The sequence below is a fragment of the Neptuniibacter marinus genome, from assembly GCF_001597725.1.
In the GTDB taxonomy this organism is placed as follows: Bacteria; Pseudomonadota; Gammaproteobacteria; order Pseudomonadales; family Balneatricaceae; genus Neptuniibacter; species Neptuniibacter marinus.
The window spans coordinates 155,349-176,704 of the sequence record NZ_LUTR01000002.1 but is presented as its reverse complement, the minus strand read 5'-3'; the positions used below and the strand labels follow the sequence as shown (position 1 = coordinate 176,704).

The window sequence follows — 21,356 nt, the reverse complement described above, 5'->3', positions numbered from 1 at the left end:
AGTTATAGTAAAAATATCGCGTGATTATACAGACTTGATCGGCTTGAGGCACGATCTGTGTCATATTAATTGAGTAAAAAGCTTGCGACTTAAGGTGTAAAAGTAGCTATGGAACACGAATTTTGGCATGAGCGCTGGGCTGAACAGCGTATTGGCTTTCATCAGCCAGAGGTAAATAAATATCTACAAACGTTTTTTGAAAGGCTGAATGTGGCCGATTTTGAGCAGGTTTTTGTGCCTTTATGCGGAAAAAGTTTAGATATGCTGTGGTTGCGAGAGCAAGATTGCAGTGTTTTAGGTGTTGAAATCAGTGAGACTGCCTGTACTGGTTTTTTTTCAGAAAACGGTATTGATATTGAAGCTTACCCTCATGGGGCTTTTTCAGTTAGAGAAGTGGATAGCATCAGACTGTTATGTGGTGATTTTTTTAGACTAACTGCAGATGAATTGGCGAAAGTTTCTGCTGTTTATGATCGGGCTGCTTTAATTGCGTTGCCAAAAGAGATGCGATTACGCTATGTGCAACGGTTATTGGATATTTTGCCGGCTGGGGTAAAAATCTTACTAATTACTTTGGAGTTTGAGGGTGAACAAGGCCCGCCTTTTAATGTGCCTGCGAACGAGATAAATGAGCTCTTTGCTCCTCGATTTCATATAAATCGGTTGCATGAAGAGCGCCCAACTGATCCTAAGGATGCTGGGCGTACCGAGGTGGTTTGGTTGTTATCCGATAAGGCAACTAATTAGTTTTTCCGCTTAACAGCTATATTAGCTAATTGAATAAGCGTTTCCTTAAATGAGCTGTCAGGCAAAGCTGATAAGGCGTCAATTGCGGCGTCTACTTCAGTTTGAGCTTTTTCTTGAGTGTATTCTATGGCGCCAGTCTCTTTGACGATATTCATGATGGGTTGTAAATCGTCTAGGCCGCCTTTGCGGATCGCTTGGCGAACTAAGAGCCGCTGTTCTTCCGAGCCTGCACGCATGGCATGAATAAGAGGTAGAGTTGCTTTTCCCTCGGCTAGATCATCCCCAACATTTTTTCCCATCTCTTCTGCTGTGGATAGGTAATCCATGACATCATCAATAAGCTGGAAGGCTATGCCTAAATGGAGCCCATATAAGCGTAATGCTTCACGTTCATCAGTCGTGCTTTCGGCTAGAATGGCACCCGCTTCAGTTGCTGCCTCAAATAGCATGGCAGTTTTTCCGAGGATGACCTGCATATAGGCTTCTTCGGTTGTGTCAGGATTTTTAGTGTTGAGTAACTGTAATACTTCGCCCTCAGCAATGACGTTGGTTGCATTAGAGATAACTGACATGATCTCCATTGAGCCTATATCAACCAGTATTTGAAAAGCGCGAGAGTAAAGAAAGTCACCCACTAAAACGCTAGGAGCGTTGCCCCATTTTGCGTTTGCGGTGTCTTTGCCTCGGCGTAAATCAGAATTATCTACAACATCATCATGGAGTAGTGTTGCAGTGTGGATAAATTCAATTATCGCGGCCAGAGATATGTGAGCCGTGCCTTGATAGCCTGCAGCATTAGCGGCTAACAAAACGAGCAGTGGGCGAATTCTTTTTCCGCCACTTTCGACTATATAGTGGCCAATTTTTTCCACCAACGGCACATTGGAACCTAAGTGGTTGATAATAAAATCATTAACGGCTTCAAATTGTGGTTCAATGGCTGGATTGAGTTGGTGTGGCTGCATAATATTGGCTGCTACTTACTTGGCGAATATTGGAATTATAGCGCGAATGCTAGGGGGCGGGCCGGATACTGTCAAGAAATGCTCCAGTAAACCTTTGCTGTATTGATTTTGACGACATGGTGTTTGCGGTATGGATTGGCTTTTACGGTAGATTCCTGCTTGTGTCTGTTTTCTGTTTGAATTATAATCGCGCGCCCTGACCCATCCAAAATGGCTCCCTACCATATGGTGTATCCATTAGAAGTAGGCCTTTTTCATAGTAGCTGGTTGGGCAATAAACGGAGAAAGACATGTACGCAGTAATCGTAAGCGGTGGTAAACAGTACCGTGTCCAGGAAGGTGAAACCCTTAAACTGGAAAAGCTGCCAGTAGATGCAGGATCAAATGTAGATTTTGATCGTGTTCTATTAGTAGGCAATGGCGACGATTTAAAAATCGGCGCGCCTGTTGTAGAAGGTGCTAAAGTGACTGCTGAAGTTGTTCAGCATGGCCGCGCTAAGAAAGTTGAGATCATCAAGTTCAAGCGTCGTAAGCATCACATGAAACGTCAGGGCCACCGTCAGTGGTTTACTGAAGTTAAAATTACTGGCATTTCTGCCTAACTATAACCGATCTGGGAGACAGATAGATGGCTCATAAGAAAGCTGGTGGTTCTACTAAGAACGGTCGCGATTCCGAGTCGAAACGACTTGGTGTCAAGCGTTTCGGCGGACAAACTGTAATTGCTGGAAACATCCTTATTCGTCAGCGTGGAACTAAATTCCATGCAGGTGCGAACGTAGGTTGTGGTAAAGACCACACATTGTTTGCGAAAGCAGATGGCGTTGTTAAATTTGAAGTTAAAGGCCCACAAAAACGCAAATACATCTCTGTTGTAGATGCGTAAGTAAGGGTTTTTGCTTTTTAAAAAGCTCCGCTATGGCGGAGCTTTTTTGTTTATGATGTTTTTTTATAAAATTTAGGGTATCTACCGCTGAGTCTTGAGAATAAAGGCAGGGCTTAATTGTAGATTATCCTAGTGATAACTTTTGGGAGATGAAATGAAATTTGTCGATGAAGCGGTCATTACGGTGGAAGCCGGTAAGGGCGGCAACGGTTGTATGAGCTTTCGGCGTGAGAAGTATATCCCCCGGGGTGGCCCTGATGGCGGTGATGGCGGTGATGGCGGTTCTATCTTTTTTGAGGCAGATGAGAACTTAAATACGCTAATCGATTTCCGTTTCACCCGGCATTATAGTTCGGATAATGGTAAGAATGGTACAAGCCGAAATTGCACCGGTCCTAAAGGCGAAGACCTTGTTTTAAAGGTTCCTGTAGGTACGACTATTATTGATACGGATACTGAAGAGATCTTAGCTGATATGACCGAGATTGGTCAGCTAGAAAAGGTTGCTCAGGGCGGTTTTCATGGTTTAGGTAATACCCGTTTTAAAAGCAGTGTGAATCGCGCCCCTCGTCAGACAACGAAAGGGTCAATGGGTGAAATTCGTAACCTTAAGTTAGAGCTTAAAGTGTTGGCGGATGTTGGTCTGTTGGGCTTGCCTAATGCGGGTAAGTCTACATTGATTCGTGCGGTTTCTGCGGCTAAGCCTAAAGTGGCGAATTATCCTTTTACCACCTTAGTGCCTAACCTTGGTGTTGTTCGTATTGAACAGGAGCGTAGCTTTGTTATTGCTGATATTCCGGGCATTATCGAAGGCGCGGCTGAAGGTGCAGGTTTAGGGATTCGTTTCCTTAAACATCTTGCCCGTAACCGTTTGTTATTGCATCTGGTTGATATGGCGCCTTGGGATGATGTAACACCCGCACAGGCGGCAGAAGTGGCGGTGAATGAGTTAACTAAATTTAGTGCGACTTTGTCAGAGCAGCCCCGTTGGTTGGTGTTAAATAAGCTTGATATGGTGACCGAAGAGGAGCGTGAAGAGCGCTGTCAGGCGGTCATTGATGCCTTAGATTGGAAAGGGCCTGTTTATCGTATATCTGCGTTGAGTAAGCAAGGTACGGACGAGATGATGCGCGACATACAGATGTTCCTTGATAAGCGTCTTGAGGCGATAGAGGAAGATCCAAGCATCATCGATCAGGAGCAAGCTATCCGCGAGAAAGTTGATACTGAGGCACGTGAGCGTGTTGAGCGGATGCGTGCTGAAATGCGAGCGCGTAGGGAAGCAGATAATCTTGATGATGACGACTTTGACGATGATGATTACGATGTTGAAGTTGAATATGTGCGTGAGTAGAAAAACCTAAATGCTCGGTGTTTTTGCGGCTGTAGATAAAAGTCGGGGTGGTTAAGTGTCGTTGGGTAGGGAAAAGCTTAAGCGCAGTAAGCGCTGGGTTGTAAAAATTGGTAGTGCGCTACTAACGAATGATGGTCAAGGCCTTGATCTTGCGGCGATTGCACGCTGGGTTGATCAGATTGCTGCGTTGAAGCGATCGGGTATAGAAGTTGTTTTGGTTTCATCTGGCTCTGTTGCTGAAGGGATGACACGCTTGGGTTGGAGTGATCGGCCGCAGGAGGTGTACAAACTGCAGGCGGCAGCGGCGGTGGGTCAGATGGGGTTGGTGCAGGCCTATGAGACTAATTTTCGGCGTCACGACACTCATACTGCACAAATACTCCTAACCCATGAAGACCATTCAAATCGCAAGCGCTACCTTAATGCGCAGGCTACGTTACGTGCTTTGTTGGGTATGGGGGTTGTTCCGGTTGTTAATGAAAACGATACGGTTGTCACCAAAGAGATTCGTTTTGGTGACAATGATACCTTAGGTGCGTTGGTTGCTAATTTGGTTGAAGCGGATGCGTTGATTCTTTTGACAGATCAACAGGGCTTATTTACCGCTGATCCGCGTCAGGATCTAACCGCAACATTGATTTCGGAAGCACGTACTGAGGACGACGCATTGGTGGCTATGGCTGGTGATGGCGGAAAGTTGGGTCGTGGCGGTATGGCAACCAAAGTGCGTGCAGCGAAGCTTGCAGCGCGCTCAGGGGCGGTAACAGTTATTGCGAGTGGTCGAGAAGAGAATGTGCTGCTGCGGATACGGGATGCTGAATCTATAGGGACCTTGTTGGTGCCAGAGCAAAGTCCAGTTGTGGCTCGTAAGCAGTGGATCGCAGGCCATCTTCAGGCACGAGGTAATCTTGTGTTAGATGAGGGAGCTGTAAAAGCATTAAAAGAGCGTGGTAAAAGCTTGTTGCCTGCGGGTGTGCGTAGTGTGAGTGGTGATTTCTCTCGTGGAGAGATGGTCATTATTAGTGATGAGCTGGGTAGGATTGTAGCGCGTGGTTTAGTTAACTATGGTTTAGAAGATGCTGAGAGGATTATCGGTAAACCTAGTCGTGAAATCGAATCGATTTTAGGGTTTATGGGTGAAGAGGAGTTAGTGCATCGCGATAACTTGGTGTTGGCTTAAATTTTAGATATAAAAAAACCGGCATATGCCGGTTTTTTTAATGTTGGAATTGCTTAAATTAAGCGATACCAACGATCTGTTTTACCATACGGCTCTTAGTGCGGGCGATCTTGTTTTTATGGAAGATGCCTTTGTTTACAGAACCGTCCAAGATAGGCTGTGCAGTTTTAAATGCTGCTTCTGCTGCTGCTTTGTCGCCAGCTTCAATAGCTACTTGAACTTTTTTGATGTAGGTACGTACCATGGAACGCAGGCTAGCGTTATGCTGGCGACGCTTCTCTGCCTGGCGAGCACGTTTACGAGATCCTGCGGAATTTGCCACAGTTCGGCTCCTTAAAATTAGTTAGTGTGCAATATATCGGCTTAGCGCCGAAAAATAAGAGGCGAGATTATTCATATTTGTTGGCCCGCTGTCAATAAAACTACAGAAATTTTCTTGTTGAAGCAGTAATATGCCCATTCTCATGAGTGAAATTCATTTAATAACGGAATTTGTCAGTGCAGCAAGATAAACCACAAAAAGAAATTGAACCTCAAAAAACGGGCGGTTTGCTACGTTCTAGTGCGGTTGTTGGGGTGATGACGATGTTGTCTCGCGTATTGGGTTTGGCGCGGGATGTGGTGGTTGCTAATTATTTTGGTGCTAGCAGTAGTGCGGATGCATTTTTTGTGGCCTTTAAAATTCCAAATTTTATGCGTCGCCTCTTTGCGGAAGGTGCTTTTTCTCAAGCCTTTGTGCCTGTTTTGTCGGAATATCGTTCGCAGCGCGACCTGCAATCCGTTCAGCAGCTTGTAAATTATGTCGCGGGTACCTTAGGCAGTGTGCTTATCGCTATTGTGGTGCTTGGGGTTGTGGGTGCGCCTATATTGGCAGCTTTGTTTGCTCCAGGTTTTTATGTTGAAGATGGGGGGAAGTTTGAATTGGTAGTGCAGATGTTGCGGATTACCTTTCCTTATCTTTTGCTGATCTCCTTAACCGCATTTGCAGGGGCTGTGTTGAATAGTTATGGGCGTTTTGCTATTCCCGCTTTTACGCCGGTGTTGTTGAATATCTCTTTAATCGGCTCGGCTATTTTTTTAAGCCCGCTGTTTGATCCTCCCGTGTTGGCTTTGGCGTGGGGGGTTATGATCGCTGGCTGTGCACAGTTAATTTTTCAATTACCTTTTATGGCTCAGATGCGTTTGCTTCCAAAGCCTCGTTGGGGCTGGAATGATCCGGGTGTTCGTCGAATAATGACTCTTATGGTGCCCGCGCTGTTTGGTGTGTCGGTTACTCAGATTAATCTTTTATTAGATACTGTGCTGGCTTCTTTTTTACAAACCGGTAGTGTCTCGTGGTTGTATTATTCTGATCGATTGGCGGAATTGCCTTTAGGGGTTTTTGGTATCGCTATAGCTACAGTGATTTTGCCGAGCCTTTCTCGACGGCATGCAGGGGACTCTAAAGAGTCCTTTTCCTCTACTTTGAACTGGGCTATGCAGATGGTTATGTTGATCGGTATTCCTGCTGCTGTAGCTCTATTTATTCTTGCTGAACCTATGCTTATCACGCTGTTTCACTATGGCGCGCTTAGTGATCGTGATGTGATTATGGCTGCTATGAGCTTGCGGGCTTATGCTTGTGGGCTATTAGCTTTTATGCTGATCAAAGTTTTGGCGACAGGTTACTTCTCCCGACAGGATACAAAAACACCGGTAAAAATTGGTATTCAAGCGGCGGTCGTCAATATGATTTTTAATCTGTTGTTGATAGGGCCGTTTGATCATGTGGGCTTGGCTGCTGCAACGGCAGTATCTGCATTTATGAATGCAGGGCTTTTGCTGTATGGGTTGATTAAGTCTGATGTATTCTCTTGGAGTCCGGGTTGGGGGATGTCTATTATTCGGATGCTGATGGCTAATTTAGTGATGGCTATTGTACTTGTGTGGCTGATGAAGTCGCCATCTCTGTGGTTGGAATTGGGGTTGTGGCAGCGAGTTGTTGAGATGGGGATTTTGGTTGTTGTTGGTATTGCTGTTTACGTCTTGGTCTTGATTGTTTTTGGTTTAAGGCCTCGGCATTTGAAACATAGTTAGCCTTAACTTTTAGCTTTGTTGAAAACAACTTTGCTCAGTGGTACTCGTTGGTCATTATCTGGGCTATAATGCCGCGTTTATTTTTAGCCAATAATGTTTAGGCGGCAATTAAGAGTTCTTAATGGAATTAATTCGCGGATTACATAACCTGCGGGAGAAACACCGAGGGTGCGTCGCGACAATCGGCAACTTTGATGGTGTGCATCTTGGTCATCGTCAGGTTTTGAGGCAGGTTAAAGCAAAAGCGGATGAGCTGGGTTTACCTTCAGTTGTAATAACGTTTGAGCCTCAGCCACGAGAGTTCTTTGCTGGCAGTGAAGCTCCGCCACGGTTAACACGATTTAGTGAAAAACATCGTTTGTTGGCCGCAGAAGAGATTGATCGTCACCTTTGCCTTACTTTCAATGAGCGTTTGCGTTCGATGACGGCAGATGCTTTTGTTGAAGAGTTGTTGCTGAGAGGGCTTGCAGTTGAGCATTTTGTTGTCGGGGATGACTTTCGTTTTGGTTGTGACCGATTAGGTGATTACAACATGCTACGAGTAGCCGGTGAAAAGCATGGCTTCTCTGTGGTAAATACCGAGACGTTTCTTAGCGCTGATGAGCGTGTGAGTAGTTCGCGCATTCGCCAAGCGCTTGAAAAAAACCGATTTGATGAAGCCGCCCTATTACTAGGTAGGCCTTATACGGTTGCTGGGCGAGTTATGCATGGACAGAAGCTTGGACGCCAGCTAGGTGTGCCTACAGCTAATGTGAGAATGCATCGCTTTCCTTGCCCTTTAAGGGGTGTTTATGCCGTAGAGGTAACAGGGGAGGGCATTAAATCTCAAGGGGTTTGTAATGTAGGAATGAGGCCAACAGTAGGTGGTCGGCAGCCTGTATTAGAAGCGCACTTGTTTGATTTTGAAGAAGATATTTATGGGCGGCTGTTAACCGTTGAATTTAAGCAGTTTATTCGTGCTGAACAAAAATTTGATGGATTAGAGCAGCTCAAACAACAGATTTTTGCAGATATTGATGAAGTGCGGGCTTTTTTTGCCCGTACTTGCAGTTAATTCGGAACTTACTAACCATGACCGATTACAAAGCAACGCTAAACCTTCCTGAAACTCCTTTCCCTATGCGTGGCAATTTAGCTCAACGCGAGCCTGAAATGCTCAAGGGTTGGCAGAAAATGGATCTGTACCAGAAAATTCGTGAGGCTAGTGCAGGCCGTAATAAATTTATCCTGCATGATGGACCTCCGTACGCAAATGGTAATATCCATATTGGTCATTCGGTTAATAAGATCCTTAAAGATATTATTATCAAATCCAAAACAATGAGTGGCTTTGATGCGCCTTATATCCCTGGTTGGGATTGTCATGGTCTACCGATAGAACACAAGGTAGAAACCAAAGTTGGTAAGGCGGGTGTAAAAGTTTCCCATAAAGAGTTCCGTCAGAAATGTCGTGAATATGCGCGTAAGCAAGTTGAAGGTCAGAAGAAAGACTTTATTCGCTTGGGAGTGCAGGGCGATTGGGATAATCCTTATTTAACAATGAATTTTGATACTGAAGCGAACATTATCCGTGCGCTAGGTAAAATTGTTGAAAATGGACATCTTGTTAAAGGTTTTAAACCGGTTTACTGGAGTGTGGTAGGTGGTTCTGCATTGGCTGAGGCTGAAGTGGAATACCAAGATAAAACGTCTACCGCGATCGATGTACGCTTTTCGCCAGTCGATCAAGCTGCGTTTGTTGCCAGGTTTAATGATGCTGAGTCAGGTGCGGGTGATGTATCGGTTGTGATCTGGACAACGACACCTTGGACTTTGCCGTCTAACCAGGCAGTCTCCTTAAATGCTGAATTAGATTATGTCCTTGTTCAATTGGATCTAGGTCAGGGGCAGGAACGTATTCTTCTAGCTGAAGGCCTAGTGAAAGACGTGATGGTTCGTTATGGGGTGGATGATTACGCAATTGTCGGCCGCTGCCAGGGCGCTGCACTCGAAAATATAGCATTGGAACATCCATTCGCTGGCCGCCAAGTGCCGATCATCTTAGGTGAGCATGTCACTCTTGATGCGGGTACGGGTGCAGTGCATACCGCACCAGATCATGGTGTAGAAGATTTTGAAGTAGGTCGTAAATATGGCATAGGTACATTAAACCTAGTCAATGCTGCTGGTGTTTTAGGTGAAGGTGCGGGCGTCTTTGCTGGTGAACATGTTTACAAAGTTGATGATAAGGTTGTTGCGCTTCTGCAAGAGAAAGGCAAGTTGGTACTTGAGCATAAATTCCAACATAGTTATCCACACTGCTGGCGTACAAAAACACCGTTGATCTACCGTGCAACTCCCCAGTGGTTTATCAGCATGGAAAAAAATGGTCTTAAAGCCGCTGCGTTAGATGCGATTAAAGGTGTTGAGTGGTTCCCAGAGTGGGGACAAAATCGTATAGAGTCTATGGTAGAGCAAAGCCCTGATTGGTGTGTTTCACGTCAGCGTACTTGGGGCGTGCCAATTGCTTTGTTTATACACAAGGAAACACAGCAGTTACATCCAAATACAGCTGAGCTAATTGAACAAGTTGCTCTTCGTGTAGAGCAGGAAGGTATTGATGCCTGGTTTGATCTCGATGCAGCTGAGCTGTTAGGTGATGAGGCGGATCAGTATGAGAAAGTAACCGATACCCTAGATGTTTGGTTTGACTCGGGCGTTACCCACTACTCAGTTATCGATCAACGGGATGAGCTTACTTTTCCCGCTGATATGTACTTGGAGGGCTCCGATCAGCATCGTGGTTGGTTCCAATCTTCTTTGAAAACCGGCATTGCAATCAAAGGTTGTGCTCCCTATAAGCAAGTACTTACTCACGGTTTTACGGTTGATGGGCAAGGCCGCAAGATGTCTAAATCTGTGGGTAATGTTGTTGCTCCACAAGAAGTAATGAATAAGTACGGTGCTGATATTCTTCGCCTTTGGGTTGCTTCCACTGACTATAGTGGTGAGATGACCTGCTCTGATGATATTTTGAAGCGTGCCGCTGATGCCTATCGTCGCATTCGTAACACTGCGCGCTTTTTCCTTGCTAACCTGAACGGTTTCAATCCCGAAACAGATATGGTGCCAACTGAAAAGATGGTGGCTTTAGATGCATGGGCTGTAGATCGTGCAGCACGTTTACAGGACGAGCTGTTAGGTCATTATGATCAATATGAGTTTTTGCTCGTATTCCAGAAGATCTCTCATTTTTGTTCTCAGGACATGGGTGGGTTCTATCTCGATATTATTAAAGACCGTCAATATACTGCTGCGACAAATTCTGCTGCACGTAAATCAGCACAAACTGCGCTGTATCACATAGTTGAAGCGCTAGTACGTTGGATTGCCCCTATCTGTAGTTTTACTGCAGAAGAGATCTGGACAACCTTGGCTGGTGATCGAGCAGAATCAGTGCATTTGGATACTTGGTACCAAGGTTTGACTAAGCTACCTGATAGCAGCCCATTCGATAGCGCGTACTGGGAACAGGTTATGGCGGTTAAAGATGCGGTGAATAAACAGCTAGAAGAGCAGCGTAATGCTGGTAATGTTGGTGGTAGCCTAGAGGCAGAAGTGACATTGTATTGTGATGACAACCTACTGCAAACACTTGCTAAGTTAGAAGATGAATTACGTTTTGTCTTGATTACTTCACAAGCTCATATAGCACCACTGGCTGATGCGGTTGATGCTCAGCAAACAGAGCTGTCTGGTTTGCAACTTGAAGTTGTTAAAAGTAGCGCTGATAAGTGCCCTCGTTGCTGGCACTATCGTGAAGATGTTGGTCAGAATGCAGATGAACCTGAATTGTGTGGTCGCTGTGTTGAAAATGTTCACGGTGACGGCGAACGCCGTAGTTTTGCTTAATGACTGACTCTAAAGCGGATGTGCCGGCTGCATCGTCAAACCGTGCTCAAAAAAGCTGTCTCATATGGGGGTGGCTAGCATTATTGGTGATTGTGCTTGATCTGGGCACTAAGCAGTTGGCGGAGCGTTATCTCGATTATGCAGACCCTAATTTTCTACTGCCAGTATTTGATTTGACCTTGCTATATAACAAAGGAGCGGCGTTTAGTTTTTTGTCCGATGCGGGTGGTTGGCAGCGCTGGTTATTCGCATTTATTGCTGTGCTTGTCAGCATCGTAATTGTGATCTGGTTACGTCGTATTGAGCGTAAGCAGTGGTGGTTGGGTTTTGCCTTATCTATGATTTTAGGTGGTGCACTTGGGAATCTTTATGATCGCGTTGTACAAGGATATGTGATCGATTTTATCTCGTTGCACTATCAGAGTTATTATTTTCCTGCGTTTAACTTAGCGGACTCAGCTATCACTTTAGGTGCTGTTGTCTTGATAATCGATATACTTTTTCTAGAAGCTAAACGCACCTCCTCAAAAGAGACGACATAAATGAGTAAATTAATAGGCCCTGGAAAAACCGTTACCTTGAACTTTGCTATTAAGTTGGCAGATGGGCAGATTGTGGACTCCACGTTTGATAAAGAGCCTGCCACATTTACTGTAGGTGATGGTAATTTGCTTGAAGGCTTCGAAAAAGCTTTGTTTGGCTTAGAAGAAGGCACTAAGCAAACATTAAAGATTTTGCCAGAAAATGGTTTTGGTATGCCAAACCCTAGTAATATTCATAATGTTCCCCGTTCGCAGTTTAAGGATGTGGAACTTGAGCTAGGTCTAGTTATCTCTTTTTCAGATGCTGGAAACGGAGAACTACCTGGAGTAATATCGGAATTTGACGATAAGATGGTAGCGGTTGATTTTAATCATCCATTAGCAGGGAAACAGCTCGATTTTGAAGTAGAAATACTCCAAGTGAGCTAAGCGATAAACATGCCGCCCGAATAAAATTATTCGGGTTTTTTGTATTTTGATAATCTTAGGTCTATGCTTCTTTAAAGACCCCCTCACATGTTTGTATGGCGTATGTTTCCCTAAAAGACTAATCTTAGGTATATAAGAGAATTTTTATTTACTGGATGTAGGTAATGTCTGAACGGGAAAAAGGCTTCACCTTATTAGAGTTGATGATCGCTATAGTGATATTAGGGATCATTCTCGGTCTTGGTGTACCTAGCTATAATTCAATTACCGAGTCATCCAGACTTCGGGCAGCCACTCATAGTTTAAATTCTGCTATTCAGCTTGCGCGTTCAGAGGCTTTGACTCGGCGAGAAACTGCGGCTGCCTGTCGATCTAATCTTGCATTCACAGCTTGTGAGTTCGGTGCTGATTGGAGTCGTGGGTGGATGGTTGTTACACAGCAGGGTGCAGATTTAGAGACGGCTGCCGATGTAACTGTAATACGTATTTGGGATAGCATTAATCTAGTTGCTTCTGGTGCAGCGAATGGTTTTGTGTTTGACCGTTTGGGGCGAGGAGAGGTTACAGGAGCTTTGCGGATTCAGAATGATACAGATCACCGGTGTTTGTCCACTAATGTAACTGGGCGTACGGCTGTACAAGAGATTAGTCCGGGGGATAGTTGTCCATGATGCATGGCCAAAATTATTTACAAAAGAAACAGCAAGGTACAACGCTGATTGAAGTTTTAATTGCTGTGGTAATTATTTCTATTGGATTATTGTCGGTAGCGGCTTTACAGACGGTTGCGTTAAAAAGTAACAATGGTTCGTACTATCGATCACAGGCGACATTTTTGGCTTATGATTTAGCCGATAGAATTCGAGCAGCTCCTGAGTCGGCTGAGGATGGGGATTACGACGATGGTCAAGCGGGTGATCGAGCTGAGTGGGATGCGCGGGTAGTAGATCGGCTTGGTTCTGGCGCTGTAGGGCAGGTTGTTATAGTTAGTGGCTCGACGGCGAATCAAGCATCCATCACTATACAATGGAATGATAATAGAGCGAGAATTCGTGCTGCTAGCGATGCTGATGATGCTACTGTGACGAGCTTTAATTATCGAATGGAGTTTTAGTTCATGTTGGTAAAGGATAGGCCGCTAGAAAAAGGTTTTAGTTTAATTGAGCTGATGATCGCCTTGGTCTTAGGCTTATTTCTCATTGGCGGTGTTATTTCTGTATTTATGGGGAGCTCTCGGAGTTTTAATTCTAATGAGGCGTTATCACGCGTGCAAGAGAATGGTCGTTTTGCTTTAGAGTTGATCGCTCAAGATGTTCGTAATACGGGTTACAAAGGCAATTGTTTCGTTGATGCCCTTGATATTATTGATACGAGTGATTCGGATTATAAAGCTGATGCTTATGATATTAATGATCCCATCAAAGGCTGGGATGACCCCACCGGAGAATTTTTTGTTGGGGATTTGACCGACTATGTAGCAGGCACTGATCTTATACTGGTTAAGCATGCGGCGGAGGATGCAGGAGCTGTGCTTTCAGTTAATGTTGATGCTACAGATAGTACATTTATTACCGTTGGAGGAGAAACGCCTGGTGCAATATTAGTAATGTCTGATGCAGCGGGTTGTGATATGTTCCAAAATACTGCAGCGAGTGATACTGCTGATCTGCAGCGAGGCACCGCAGGACAAACAATTAATAACCAATCAGTCGCCGCGAAGCCATTAAGTCATGCATATCTTGCTGGAGGAGGTACGAGTATTTCACTGTTCTCTAGCACGCTTTTTTATATAGGTTCAGGTTTGACCTCGTCAAGTGCTTTACGAAGTATTAGTTATGATAATGGTGCTCCTAATGATCAAGAGTTGGTTGAAGGTGTCAGTGATTTGACTATCACTTATGGTATTGCTTCAGGTGCAGGGTCTACGTTGGATTACTCTAATACGGCTACTCAGGTTCAAGCCGCTGGGGATTGGGATGATGTAGTTGCTGTTAGGGTAACTATAGATGTCGATGGTGATCAAAATATATCGCATCAGTTCTCTACAACCATTGCATTAAGGAACCGTTTAAGATGAAGCCTCAGTGCCAGAATAAAGTTAATGAAAAGGGCGCTGTCTTAGTTATAGCGCTAATATTTTTATTGATCTTGTCTTTGATCGGTGTGAGTTCTATGCAAGGGACGACCATGCAAGAAAAAATGTCGGGTAATTTGCGGGATCACTATTCTGCTTTTAATGCAGCTGAGGCTGCGTTGAGGGATGGAGAGCGGCAAGCGCGTACTGATTACTTTAATGATACATTGGATGAAGATACGTCTATTAATGGTGTTTATGCTTCATCATTTTCGTCAGCGGCTATACCAACGTGGAATGCTGAGTTGTTAGCAGAAATTTATGTGAGTACAGGTATAGATGCAGAGCCCTCTGGAGCTGTAATTAGGGTAACAGCATCATCAGCCGGTTTTACTGGACAGTCAGATGTTCGACTTGAATCAATTTATGTAGTGGAAGAGTAAGAGTATTAACTCTGCTATAGGAGACTTTTCAATGAAAAAAATTATACATACAAGCCCCTGTTGGTTAGTCTCTGTGCTTGTTTCTACTGGTATTTTGTTTTCTGCTAATAGCGGCGCTGATACCGTTGCCCAAACCCCGCTTTTTTTGGGTGAAGGTAATGTTCCAGGCAATTTAGCCCTGACACCATCTGTTGAGTACCCGACAGTAATGAGTGTTGCTAACTTAGGGAACTATGATGAGACGGTTAAAAGCGTAGGATATTTTGATTCAAATAAGTGCTATGGGTATGAGTACAGTGCAACAGAATCAGAGAGACATTTTTATCCCGTTAGTGTTAGCGCAGATTATACCTGTCCAGGGGATGTCTGGAGCGGAAACTATCTAAATTGGGCTGCGACCTCAACAATTGACCCATTTCGTTGGGCGTTAACTGGTGGGTATCGAGTTAAAGATACCGTAACAGAGACATGGATTGAAAAAGCACGCCATACGGGACAAGGTAGCCTTTTCCCAACTAGAACGATTTCAGGTGCAGCGGTTGTTAATAATGCTACGCCATTTTCTACTTCAAGTATCACGACCTATGTGAACGGTGAAGGTAATAAAATGGATTTTCAGTTACCTAATGGACACGGGTTTTCAAACACAGCTCCAGGAGTAGATGCCCCGGTCTTTAGTGATACTGACTTTGGCTCTATATCTATGACTCAATTTGGTTCAGGTACGGTTGAACGTAGTTCCGAGTATTCCTATGAGGCGGGAGGTTTTTCCCTTAAGAAAAGAACAAATAGTGATCCAAATGGCGCGAGGATAAAGGTCGTTGATGCAGGTACTGTTGATTATGATAATTTTGTCTTTACTGGGAGGATCTATCGACCTGTTGGTGGCCCAACAAATGGGGGGTCAGATCGATTAGCTTTGTCAGATAGTAATGGTAACGGCTATGGTTTTTCAGTGTCTGGTGGTTCGATAAAGGTTGAAAAGCGTACAAAAAGTGGTTCATCAGTTAGTACTAATACGTTAGGTAGTAGTGTTTCGATTAGTCGGCCAACAGGGAGTTGGTATAGTTTTGTTTTTGAATCTGTATCGGGGAATAAGTTTAAATTAACCGTTTATAATGAAGGCGGTACAGAGTTAGGAAGCGTCACCAGCAGCTCATCCTCATCCCATTCAGATTTTAACTATTTATTTATTCATGGTGGTTCTGATTATTTTATTGATGATTTAAGTATTGTTGAGAGTGATGGAGGCGGTGGTATTGCTTACCATGCTATATCTGGTGATCGTTTTGAAACTAGCGTACGCGTTAAAGTATGCGATCCTGCCGTAGGTGTTGAAGATAACTGTCGGCTGTATGGTTCGAACTGGAAGCCTGAAGGGCTAATTCAACGCTATTCCGATAATGTACGTTATAGTGTATTTGGCTATTTAAATGATGATAACGGCCTGCGAGACGGCGGTGTATTGAGGGCTAAGCAAAAGTTTGTTGGGCCTGAGCAATTAGATCCTAGTTCTGGGTTAATAGCGAATCCAAATAAAGAGTGGGATGAAAGTACCGGTATTTTAATTCAAAATCCTGATGCGAGTGATGCGAGCGATGCCGCTGGTTATTATGGGGTGACCATTAATGATAGCGGTGTGATCAATTATATTAATAAGTTTGGTCAGCTTAATTCTAATTCTTTTAAAAGTATCGACCCTGTTAGTGAGCTGTATTACACCGCGTTGCGTTATTATAAAAATCAATCAAATGTTGCGGCATATTATTCTAAATCCCCTGCTCATAACTCTTCACCTAGCACTGGAACAATCTCGCAGTGGGTAGATAATTTTCCGGTAGTTAGAAGTTGGGATGACCCAATTCAATACGCTTGTCAGAAAAACGTGGTATTGGGAATTGGTGATGTGAACACTCATAGGGACAAAAACTTGCCTGGTAATACTTCAAGCACGAATGAGCCAACAAAACCCGCAGAAGTTAGCAGTGACACTACAGTTAATGTACGAACTGCCACAGATCTTATAGCTGATTTGGAAGGTATTAGTATTGATACAGGGGCAGGTAGTTATTCTGGACGTAATAACTCGGCATTTATGGCAGGTCTTGCCTACGATGCCAATACTTCAGATATTCGAGATGATTTTGCAGGCACCCAAACCGTTCAGACCTACTGGGTAGATGTGCTGGAAGGGCAGGTTCTTCAAGATAAAAGGGATAACCAATTTTGGCTAACAGCTAAATATGGAGGGTTTGAAGTACGCAAACACCCTAGTTGTGCAATATCAACCTATACGCCGGTGGGGACTGAATGTGACGAGCAGAGTTTAGGTAATCCATACTCGAGAGTTGATCAGTTGCCAGAGTGGTGGTGGCATACAAATACAGATATTTTGGATCCTAACTCGGGTAGCGATTATAAAAGAACGGATACTTATTATACTGCAGGTGATGCGCAGAAAATGGTGGATGGCTTAACCGAAGCCTTTGCTTCAATCTCTGCATCTGTTCGTGGTGCCGCTTCTGCTTTGACAGCGAATACCTCGCGTTTAGGTACTGACTCGGCATTATTCAATGCGCTTATGGATACTACTTTATGGTCAGGTGACTTAGTTGCCCGAGGCATCAGTTCTACAGGCGTATTGGATACTGCTGATACGTGGAGTGCAGCAGCCATAATGGATGCTATTCCTGAAGCTGATCTAAGCAGTCGGAAAATATTTACCAGTACTTATGCAGCTAAAGACGCCTTAACAGGCGTTACCTTAAATTCTGGAGGGGTAGAATTTAAATGGAGTAGTTTATCTGCTGAGCAGAAAGAAATGCTGCAGGTGACGCCAGCGAGCGGCCCTTTAACTACAGAAGCTGTTGCTCAGCAACGATTAGATTATTTACGCGGAAGTCGTACACTAGAGCAGACGAATATTAATACATCTAACCCTTTTCGCCAGCGTAGCAGTCGTTTGGGCGATATCGTAAATTCTTCACCTCAGTACGTTAATAAAAATAACTATGGCTATAGCGCGTTAGGAACGCCTTTTCCTGCGTCTGTAGGCAGTGATTACCTCAGTTATCGACAATCAGCTACTTATATTGCGAAACCACCTATTATTTTGGTGGGTGCGAATGATGGGATGCTTCATGTATTCGACGCATCCTTAGGGGCTGATGGCGGGAAAGAACTCTTTGCTTATGTGCCATCAGGCGTATTTAGTAATTTGTATGAGTTAGTCTATCCAGAGTACAGCCATCGTTATTATGTTGATGGTATTCCTCGAGTGTTTGATGCATGGTTTGATCCTGTGGATGTGCCAACGGGAATTAGTTCTGGTTGGAAATCTGTGGTTGCTGTAACGCCTGGAGCTGGTGGGTCTGGAGTATCTTTATTAGATGTTAGTGATCCCGAAAACATGACTAAAGATGAGGTTTTATGGGAGTTTTCTCATGAGGATATGGGGGCTTTGATCCAGCAGCCTTACATTGCACCTTTACATAATGGCAAGTTTGGTGTGATTGTGACAAGCGGCTTTTCTCATGGCGCGTCAGAGGGGCACATATGGGTTTTAAATATTGCAGATGGTTCTATCATTCGAGATATTGTTGTGCCGACTACTGGCGGACTGGGTCAGCCAGCCATTGTCGATTTAAATAGAGATAAAATAGCTGACCGAATTATCGTAGGAGATACTTTGGGTAATGTTTGGCGTTTCGATATTACTAGCTCATTACCTGCCAGCTGGTCGTCACCGACTTCTTTGCATAGTGGCGTAACTCCTGTCCCATTTTTTGTTGCTAAAGATGCATCGGGAATACGTCAGCCGATTACAGGGCCGGTAAATACTGCATTTGATAGCAAAGGGCGCCATATGGTGTTGTTTGGTACGGGTAGTTATTATCTGAGTGGCGACAACCAGATAAATGCCACACCTCAAGTACAATCTTTATATGGGGTATTAGATACGGGTGCAGTTATCAGTGATCGAACCCAGCTTTTACAACAAGAAATACTGTTTGAAGGTTATATTGGGGCTAACGGGGCTAGAGTGACAACTGATAATGAGTTGCAGTCGTCCGATAAAGGGTGGTACTTAGATCTGGCATGGAGTGCAGTACAGGGAGGCCCCGGTGGAATAGGTGAATTGGTTGATACTCGACCGGTGTTAAGAATAGGTCAAATGATTGTCGCAACCAAGATACCTTCCTCGGACCCATGTTTGGCAGGGGGGAGTAGCTGGATTATGGCGCTAGATTATGAAACAGGTGGAGCATTGAATAGCACCACATTTGATTATGACGAGGATGGAAACTTTACCGCCTCTGATTTAGTCGCCGTACCTACTACGGATGAAGATGGGAATCCAATTGTTGAGAATCAGATCGGGTCTGGCTTAATGCTCCAAGGTGGAGGGTTTGCTAACCTAGGAGATGGATCTTTTGTTAACGAAATACCGCCAGATGATAGTTCTTCGACAACTATAAGGGCTTGTCTCAGTAATAGTAGTAGTACTGGTATTACCTGTCCTGAATTTAATGGGGCATTTAGCCAAGGGCGAAAAGGATGGAGAGAGGTAAGGTGATGCAAAGGAAACGTGAGCAGGGCTTTTCTTTATTAGAATTAATGATTGTTGTAGCGATTATCGGTATTTTGGCATCGATAGCTTACCCTAGCTATCAAGAAAGTGTTGCAGAAGGGCGTAGGGTTGACGCACAAGCGAATCTTTTGTCGTTGTCTCAGCATATGGAACGGGAGTATACGGAGGATGGTACTTATGCCGGGGCTTCTCTTCCTTATAATGAGACACCGAAGGATGGTGATGATAAGTTCTATGATCTTGCTCTGACTGTACAAACGGCTACTACTTATACTATTAGAGCTCGACCTAAGAACGGTATGGCGGGTGATCGTTGTGGTGATATTTCTATTAATCATATAGGACAAAAAACTGCAGCTGAATCTGACTGTTGGTAGGAAAATCTAATAATTTAATTTACCAACCTGCAATGGATTGCGGGGGGATATATGGAAAAAGGATACTCTTCCGGTCGGTGCTGGCTGTTACCTATTGGTTTTTCAAAAGGTTTTTCTCTTATTGAGTTGTTATTGGCGTTAGCCTTGCTCTCAATCGTCTTGTTTGTGGGTGTGCCTAGCTTCTCTGCAGTACTATCAAGAGTGCAGGTTGATGCAGATGTGTCTTCTATTCGAGGAGGCCTTTCTTTTGCACGGATGTTGGCTCTGACCGCACGCAAAGAGGTCATTGTTTGTCGTTGGGATGGGGACAGTAATTGTACGGGTGACAGCGGAAGTGGTTCACTGATATGGCCGGCAGGAATGCTTGTATATATTGATGAGGATAGCGACGGGACATGGAACCCTTTAACTGACAGTGTTCTTAAAGTTATTCCGTTTTCAGCTCATAATGAAGTTTCATGGAATAATGGAGAAAAGGTTGTTTTTCAATCTGATGGAAGTAGTCCAGGATATAATGGAACTTTCAGTATAGTTGATGATACAGGCGAGCTTTCGGCGGAGTTAGTTCTTTCAATGACAGGTCGTTTACGTAATAAAACTTTATAATAAAATGATCTTGTTCATGGTATCTACGCTGGCTTACCGGCACAATATAGCCCATTTCTAATGTGTTGGAATTATATATGTCTGACTTTCTAATTATCGGTGGTGGTGTGATCGGCATGATGTTGACGCGTGAGTTGGCGCAGTCAGGTGCGGAAGTAACCATCGTAGATCGTAAAGCCTGTGCAAAAGAAGCTTCTTGGGCGGGAGGAGGAATTGTTTCTCCGCTGTACCCTTGGCGATATCCCGATGCTGTTACTCAGCTCGCTACATGGTCGCAAAGTAGTTATATACATCTATCTCAAGATCTACTTGAAGAAACTGGTTGTGACCCTGAGCTTCGCCAGAAAGGGATGTTTATGGTTGATGTTGAAGATCATCAAGAGGCCCTTGTTTGGGCGAAAAAGTTCCATCGCCCACTTCGGGAAGTGGATGCCTCTTTTGTTTATCAAAAAGAGCCCCATGTAGCTAAAGACGTTGATAATGCCTTATGGATGCCTGAAGTTTGTAGTATTCGAAATCCTCGATTAGGTCGTTCGCTACGAGAAAGTTTGGTAAAAAACCCTAAAGTAACTGTGCTTGAGCATCATGAGGTGGAAAGCTTCTTAACCGCTGGAAATCGAGTTTTAGGTATTAAAACAAATCAGGGAGAAGTTCGTGGCGATAATATAATTATAGCTGCGGGAGCTTGGAGTGCTGATCTGCTCCAGCTGGTAGGGAAAAGTCTTCCCATTGAACCTGTTCATGGGCAGATGATGTTGTTTAAAGCGGTTCCTGGCTTAGTTAATCGCGTCGTTCTTAAAGGTGGGCGTTATGTTATTCCGAGGAATGATGGGCGAGTATTGGTGGGTAGTACGCTTGAGCATTTTGGATTTAATAAGCAGACCACCGAAGAGGCGGCTAGCTCACTTTATGAAACCGCTTTAGGTATTATTCCTGAGTTAGAAAATTATAAAGTGGAACACCATTGGTCAGGCCTGCGTCCGGGATCGCCAGAAGGAATACCTTATATAGGTTTAGTTCCTGAATTTGAAAACCTGTATCTAAATGCCGGCCAATATAGAAATGGTTTAGTGTTGGCGCCAGCATCTACACGTTTGCTTGTGGATATTTTATTGGGGCAGGAGACGATCATCCCCGCCAACCCTTATCGAGTGGATCGATAAATTCTAAGATAAGGCTTTGGAAGAAGGTTCAC

At 44.2% G+C, this 21,356-nt stretch carries 20 protein-coding genes; 18 read left to right on the top strand and 2 right to left on the bottom strand.

Going from position 1 to position 21,356, the window contains the following annotated elements; translation table 11 throughout:
- The first annotated feature begins 108 nt into the window (after positions 1–108).
- Positions 109–747 (top strand): thiopurine S-methyltransferase, encoded by a 639-nt coding sequence (locus tag A3774_RS02695; protein ID WP_067862788.1) that lies wholly within the window; start codon positions 109–111, stop codon positions 745–747.
- Here the strand turns inward: A3774_RS02695 and ispB are convergent.
- Complete coding sequence (ispB, locus tag A3774_RS02690) at positions 744–1,712, bottom strand: octaprenyl diphosphate synthase (protein ID WP_067862786.1); 969 nt, start codon at positions 1,710–1,712, stop codon at positions 744–746. The two genes, A3774_RS02695 and ispB, sit on opposite strands and share 4 nt — an antisense overlap.
- A gap of 290 nt (positions 1,713–2,002) precedes the next feature.
- On the opposite strand from ispB, the gene rplU reads away from it, so the two are divergent.
- From rplU to proB, 4 genes are all read left to right on the top strand, one after another.
- A complete protein-coding gene (rplU, locus tag A3774_RS02685; RefSeq protein ID WP_067862785.1) occupies positions 2,003–2,314 on the top strand; it encodes a 50S ribosomal protein L21 in 312 nt (103 codons plus the stop codon).
- A gap of 26 nt (positions 2,315–2,340) precedes the next feature.
- Positions 2,341–2,598 (top strand): 50S ribosomal protein L27, encoded by a 258-nt coding sequence (rpmA, locus tag A3774_RS02680; protein ID WP_067862782.1) that lies wholly within the window; start codon positions 2,341–2,343, stop codon positions 2,596–2,598.
- Between the two features lie 154 nt (positions 2,599–2,752).
- Complete coding sequence (cgtA, locus tag A3774_RS02675; RefSeq protein WP_067862778.1) at positions 2,753–3,952, top strand: Obg family GTPase CgtA; 1,200 nt, start codon at positions 2,753–2,755, stop codon at positions 3,950–3,952.
- 55 nt (positions 3,953–4,007) lie between these two features.
- Positions 4,008–5,132, top strand: a complete 1,125-nt coding sequence (gene proB / locus A3774_RS02670) for a glutamate 5-kinase (protein WP_067862776.1) — start codon at positions 4,008–4,010, stop codon at positions 5,130–5,132.
- Between the two features lie 58 nt (positions 5,133–5,190).
- Here the strand turns inward: proB and rpsT are convergent, their stop codons facing one another.
- Complete coding sequence (gene rpsT, locus A3774_RS02665; protein WP_067862774.1) at positions 5,191–5,454, bottom strand: 30S ribosomal protein S20; 264 nt, start codon at positions 5,452–5,454, stop codon at positions 5,191–5,193.
- Between the two features lie 257 nt (positions 5,455–5,711).
- Here rpsT and murJ point away from each other — a divergent pair, with 257 nt between their 5' ends.
- From murJ to thiO, 13 genes are all read left to right on the top strand, one after another.
- Positions 5,712–7,208, top strand: coding sequence for a murein biosynthesis integral membrane protein MurJ (gene murJ / locus A3774_RS02660; protein WP_067863305.1), 1,497 nt, complete (start codon positions 5,712–5,714; stop codon positions 7,206–7,208).
- A 121-nt stretch (positions 7,209–7,329) separates the two neighbouring features.
- Positions 7,330–8,262, top strand: coding sequence for a bifunctional riboflavin kinase/FAD synthetase (gene ribF / locus A3774_RS02655; RefSeq protein ID WP_067862772.1), 933 nt, complete (start codon positions 7,330–7,332; stop codon positions 8,260–8,262).
- A 17-nt stretch (positions 8,263–8,279) separates the two neighbouring features.
- Positions 8,280–11,099 (top strand): isoleucine--tRNA ligase, encoded by a 2,820-nt coding sequence (gene ileS, locus A3774_RS02650; RefSeq protein ID WP_067862770.1) that lies wholly within the window; start codon positions 8,280–8,282, stop codon positions 11,097–11,099.
- The gene (lspA, locus tag A3774_RS02645; protein ID WP_067862768.1) at positions 11,099–11,641 is read left to right on the top strand and encodes a signal peptidase II; all 543 of its coding nucleotides are present in this window, start codon (positions 11,099–11,101) and stop codon (positions 11,639–11,641) included. The genes ileS and lspA overlap by 1 nt, the downstream gene beginning before the upstream one ends.
- On the top strand, positions 11,642–12,070 hold the full coding sequence (locus A3774_RS02640; protein WP_067862766.1) for an FKBP-type peptidyl-prolyl cis-trans isomerase: 429 nt from the start codon (positions 11,642–11,644) through the stop codon (positions 12,068–12,070).
- A 164-nt stretch (positions 12,071–12,234) separates the two neighbouring features.
- Complete coding sequence (locus A3774_RS02635) at positions 12,235–12,741, top strand: GspH/FimT family pseudopilin (RefSeq protein ID WP_067862763.1); 507 nt, start codon at positions 12,235–12,237, stop codon at positions 12,739–12,741.
- Positions 12,738–13,184 (top strand): type IV pilus modification protein PilV, encoded by a 447-nt coding sequence (gene pilV, locus A3774_RS02630; RefSeq protein WP_067862761.1) that lies wholly within the window; start codon positions 12,738–12,740, stop codon positions 13,182–13,184. Before A3774_RS02635 ends, pilV begins: the two co-directional genes overlap by 4 nt.
- A 3-nt stretch (positions 13,185–13,187) precedes the next feature.
- A complete protein-coding gene (locus A3774_RS02625; RefSeq protein WP_067862759.1) occupies positions 13,188–14,147 on the top strand; it encodes a PilW family protein in 960 nt (319 codons plus the stop codon).
- A complete protein-coding gene (locus tag A3774_RS02620) occupies positions 14,144–14,587 on the top strand; it encodes a pilus assembly PilX family protein (protein ID WP_067862757.1) in 444 nt (147 codons plus the stop codon). The genes A3774_RS02625 and A3774_RS02620 overlap by 4 nt, the downstream gene beginning before the upstream one ends.
- A gap of 31 nt (positions 14,588–14,618) precedes the next feature.
- On the top strand, positions 14,619–19,163 hold the full coding sequence (locus A3774_RS02615; RefSeq protein ID WP_067862755.1) for a pilus assembly protein: 4,545 nt from the start codon (positions 14,619–14,621) through the stop codon (positions 19,161–19,163).
- Positions 19,163–19,555: a type IV pilin protein gene (locus tag A3774_RS17115; RefSeq protein WP_067862750.1), complete on the top strand. Its 393-nt coding sequence runs from the start codon at positions 19,163–19,165 to the stop codon at positions 19,553–19,555. Before A3774_RS02615 ends, A3774_RS17115 begins: the two co-directional genes overlap by 1 nt.
- Positions 19,556–19,606: 51 nt before the next feature.
- The gene (locus A3774_RS17110) at positions 19,607–20,161 is read left to right on the top strand and encodes a GspH/FimT family protein (protein ID WP_067862748.1); all 555 of its coding nucleotides are present in this window, start codon (positions 19,607–19,609) and stop codon (positions 20,159–20,161) included.
- A 77-nt stretch (positions 20,162–20,238) separates the two neighbouring features.
- On the top strand, positions 20,239–21,324 hold the full coding sequence (thiO, locus tag A3774_RS02600; RefSeq protein ID WP_067862746.1) for a glycine oxidase ThiO: 1,086 nt from the start codon (positions 20,239–20,241) through the stop codon (positions 21,322–21,324).
- Positions 21,325–21,356 lie beyond the last annotated feature (32 nt).

What these genes read in the sequence shown, in the direction of transcription:
- A3774_RS02695 (WP_067862788.1), top strand. Translation starts at nt 109, where the DNA reads ATGGAACACGAATTTTGGCATGAGCGCTGGGCTGAACAGCGTATTGGC.
- ileS (WP_067862770.1), top strand. Translation starts at nt 8,280, where the DNA reads ATGACCGATTACAAAGCAACGCTAAACCTTCCTGAAACTCCTTTCCCT.
- A3774_RS17115 (WP_067862750.1), top strand. Translation starts at nt 19,163, where the DNA reads ATGCAAAGGAAACGTGAGCAGGGCTTTTCTTTATTAGAATTAATGATT.
- A3774_RS17110 (WP_067862748.1), top strand. Translation starts at nt 19,607, where the DNA reads ATGGAAAAAGGATACTCTTCCGGTCGGTGCTGGCTGTTACCTATTGGT.
- lspA (WP_067862768.1), top strand. Translation starts at nt 11,099, where the DNA reads ATGACTGACTCTAAAGCGGATGTGCCGGCTGCATCGTCAAACCGTGCT.
- pilV (WP_067862761.1), top strand. Translation starts at nt 12,738, where the DNA reads ATGATGCATGGCCAAAATTATTTACAAAAGAAACAGCAAGGTACAACG.
- murJ (WP_067863305.1), top strand. Translation starts at nt 5,712, where the DNA reads ATGACGATGTTGTCTCGCGTATTGGGTTTGGCGCGGGATGTGGTGGTT.
- ribF (WP_067862772.1), top strand. Translation starts at nt 7,330, where the DNA reads ATGGAATTAATTCGCGGATTACATAACCTGCGGGAGAAACACCGAGGG.
- A3774_RS02620 (WP_067862757.1), top strand. Translation starts at nt 14,144, where the DNA reads ATGAAGCCTCAGTGCCAGAATAAAGTTAATGAAAAGGGCGCTGTCTTA.
- ispB (WP_067862786.1), bottom strand. Translation starts at nt 1,712, where the DNA reads ATGCAGCCACACCAACTCAATCCAGCCATTGAACCACAATTTGAAGCC.
- cgtA (WP_067862778.1), top strand. Translation starts at nt 2,753, where the DNA reads ATGAAATTTGTCGATGAAGCGGTCATTACGGTGGAAGCCGGTAAGGGC.
- A3774_RS02615 (WP_067862755.1), top strand. Translation starts at nt 14,619, where the DNA reads ATGAAAAAAATTATACATACAAGCCCCTGTTGGTTAGTCTCTGTGCTT.
- rpmA (WP_067862782.1), top strand. Translation starts at nt 2,341, where the DNA reads ATGGCTCATAAGAAAGCTGGTGGTTCTACTAAGAACGGTCGCGATTCC.
- A3774_RS02635 (WP_067862763.1), top strand. Translation starts at nt 12,235, where the DNA reads ATGTCTGAACGGGAAAAAGGCTTCACCTTATTAGAGTTGATGATCGCT.
- A3774_RS02640 (WP_067862766.1), top strand. Translation starts at nt 11,642, where the DNA reads ATGAGTAAATTAATAGGCCCTGGAAAAACCGTTACCTTGAACTTTGCT.
- rplU (WP_067862785.1), top strand. Translation starts at nt 2,003, where the DNA reads ATGTACGCAGTAATCGTAAGCGGTGGTAAACAGTACCGTGTCCAGGAA.
- thiO (WP_067862746.1), top strand. Translation starts at nt 20,239, where the DNA reads ATGTCTGACTTTCTAATTATCGGTGGTGGTGTGATCGGCATGATGTTG.
- A3774_RS02625 (WP_067862759.1), top strand. Translation starts at nt 13,188, where the DNA reads ATGTTGGTAAAGGATAGGCCGCTAGAAAAAGGTTTTAGTTTAATTGAG.